This is a genomic window from Methylophaga sp. UBA5088, from assembly GCF_002414625.1.
GTDB lineage: Bacteria > Pseudomonadota > Gammaproteobacteria > Nitrosococcales > Methylophagaceae > Methylophaga > Methylophaga marina.
In genome coordinates this window covers 8,352-11,154 of the sequence record NZ_DIAC01000036.1, presented here as the reverse complement: position 1 = coordinate 11,154, position 2,803 = coordinate 8,352, and the positions used below count along the sequence as shown (strand labels likewise).

3 protein-coding genes are annotated in these 2,803 nt (G+C 40.2%); 1 reads left to right on the top strand and 2 read right to left on the bottom strand.

What is annotated here, in order from left to right; all coding sequences use genetic code 11:
* The coding region (locus B4K20_RS04950; protein WP_289282087.1) for an SbmA/BacA-like family transporter at positions 1 to 428 on the bottom strand (428 nt) is incomplete at its 3' end.
* Positions 429 to 590: 162 nt separating this feature from the next.
* A complete protein-coding gene (locus tag B4K20_RS04945) occupies positions 591 to 1,346 on the bottom strand; it encodes a hypothetical protein (RefSeq protein ID WP_289282086.1) in 756 nt (251 codons plus the stop codon).
* Between the two features lie 400 nt (positions 1,347 to 1,746).
* Here B4K20_RS04945 and B4K20_RS04940 point away from each other — a divergent pair, with 400 nt between their 5' ends.
* Positions 1,747 to 2,703 (top strand): hypothetical protein, encoded by a 957-nt coding sequence (locus tag B4K20_RS04940; RefSeq protein WP_289282085.1) that lies wholly within the window; start codon positions 1,747 to 1,749, stop codon positions 2,701 to 2,703.
* Positions 2,704 to 2,803: the final 100 nt, after the last annotated feature.

Genomic DNA, 2,803 nt, shown 5'->3' with positions numbered 1-2,803 from the left:
ATAATCAGTCCATATAAAAGGTCTGAGGTGACACTCCCCTCCTTACTCAGTGCATTTTGCACGGCATCAAAAAACGGGCGTCGCCACTCATTAATGGCAACCATGACCTGAACTGAAAAGTAAGTTGTAAAGAGAATCAGCTGGGAACCGACAACTGACCACCACTGCCAGCGATGCGGTGAATACGTGAACCAGAACAAAGCAAAGACAGCAGAGACAAACAGGTAATAACAGTAAAACCAAAGGAACTGCGGTGTCACAAAAAAACCGACGCCGATAACGGGCTCGGTCTCACCATCCGGCAAATTAAATCCTAACCAACGCCCGATATCGTCACCTAATAGATACCAAAAGGCCACCACAATGGCTGTCCAGATAAGTGCTGATAGAAAAAACAGTTTAGGCTGAGGGAAAAAGGAACGAAACACAGAGGTAAATCCTTAAATAAAATTAACAGTTAATTATATCGGGCTTGAACCCAGCAAAAGACATTTTCGACCGCGATGTTATCGAATAATTTCCCTATTTGTGCTTATCACTGCATCCATACAAGAATAGCGGTAGCAGAAAAATGTCATTTTGTGTTCGAACTAGCGTACAGGAACAATCTCTTCCAAAGTGCATTTGCCATCCGAAATTTTTAGCTTATTCAGCTTTGCCTTACCACCAGATTGTTTCAGGCCCTGTCTAATCTCAAGCAATTGCTCTTTTTTCATGGCTTGTGTGTAGGGAATGGTATTACCGCAATAATGATGTAGTGTTTCAGTTGTTATTTCGCCATCTAGAACACGAGGCGTGTTGACCCCTTTAAATCTGAGCGTGAGATAAGGCACTTGCACGTCCAAATCACCTTCAAAGCTAAAGCCCTCTCTTTCCTGAATGACTTTTTGCTTCTCTTTTTCTCGTTGCTCAGCCAGTTCCTGTCGCGTCGCCAGCACGTCAAAATCAGTAAAGGTACAGTGCAACCGTTTATTGTTTAAATAGACTTGATGGACATTAAGCAGCCTGACCTTTGATCTCAAATACTGTTCAGCAAACGCCTTCATTTCATCATACGAATAGTCCTTGTCGAGAAAATAAGTAGAGCATAAAGTATTTTTTGTCCCTGACATATTCACTTGCAATGGCATATCCGCGTCAAAGGCCCCGGTGTTGGTATAAGCTGAAAGCATTATTTTGTATAAACTTTCGTCGTGCCTGAAGAAGATTTGATCACCTTTCCAATACCCGTGAGCGGTAGCCATCACACCTTCAACATTGCCAAGATTTTCTTTTCGTATATCGCTAGCATGAGTATTCACCGAACTTAAAGAAAAAAGCACGACCGGTAATAACAGTTTCAACATCACATATTCCTCTATTATTTATTCGCAGTTAACATCATAAGAATGGTGTCATCCTTCCATATCCATTAGATTAAACGTATTTGATTAACTGAGTGTTGAGGGCAGTTGAGCGAGCAGATTAGGTGAGCAATCTGCCTCATTCATATTGAATCTTACAAATAAGTAACAGCCTATTTGCCATCAATCTATAACACTTTTGCTTACAGTGTCATTACTGATAAACATAATGGTTTAGGCGTACATCTAACAGTACTGTCAGTGCCGGGCCAGCCAGCAATATGCACTAAACCGTAACCTTATGATTTATATGAATTTGCACATTTCTCACTTACCATTAAAATGAATGCATTGACTTAATCTTGTCACCACACCATTAGCTAAAATAAAAAAGGATTCTTTTATGAAGCAAAATCGATCAGATGTACCTATCTTGGTATTGCTAGCTCTTTTAATGTGTTGTGGTCAGGTGAGCGCACAGGATAAAAGTGAGCGTTACTATAACGATTTGAATGACTTCATTTTGCATGAAGGCAAAGGATTCACCACCATGTCTTCCTTTTACTCATCAGGCAGTCAATGGTGCTCCCATCCTTATGTCAGAGTAGTCGTTGAGTTCGACAATAAAGCAGTCAGACAGTCGGTTCTGACTTCTAACCCTGCTACTTACTTACAGCAAACCATCATTCCTGAAATCAAAAAAATATGTCCGAAGTTTCCTCATGCTGCCTTGTATAACAAACAGGTGATAGATTTTAGATTTAGGCCTAAGCAAGGTGGCATTGCTGATGAGCGTATCAACCCTGACAGATTAGGTTTCAATATAGATGATCAAGGCCAAGTAAAACTGACTAAAGATCTGGCCTATAGAAATTGGAAGGACGTCAATAAAGGATCATATGCTTTTGAACAAGAAAACCACAACAATACTAATCGGTCATTGATAACGGGCGTCGAAACGCTTATGAAAGCAGTAAAAGTTGCTATTCAAAAAATCGAAAAGCCACTGCAAAGTGCATTGCAACGACGTGAAGATTACAAACAGTTCTTTGCCAACACAGCAAACCCAATATTTTTTGAAGCACTCAACTTGAATGAAGACGCGATAGCTTATTTCAATTCCGCATTAACTCATAATAAACAAGCCCTCTCATCTCTCAAAAATGCTCATTCGCAGTACAGTGATTCATCAGGCTCCAAATCGAGCTTAGCAAAAGGTGCTCAATACATGGAAGACTTCAAACAATTTAGAAAACAAGCTAAATCATTTGAAGAAATGGCTTGGGAGAAAGCCCTACAAGGCGATAAAAAAGTGAAGGAAGGCTACCAGGAAGTCATGAAACAAAAAGAACAACAATAAGATGACTCAATCTTATAAAACAGATTACTCAGTTGCAAAACAGCTATGATTTCCATCACCCGAACAGAATATGCGTTCGCCACCATTGATGCGTCTACCC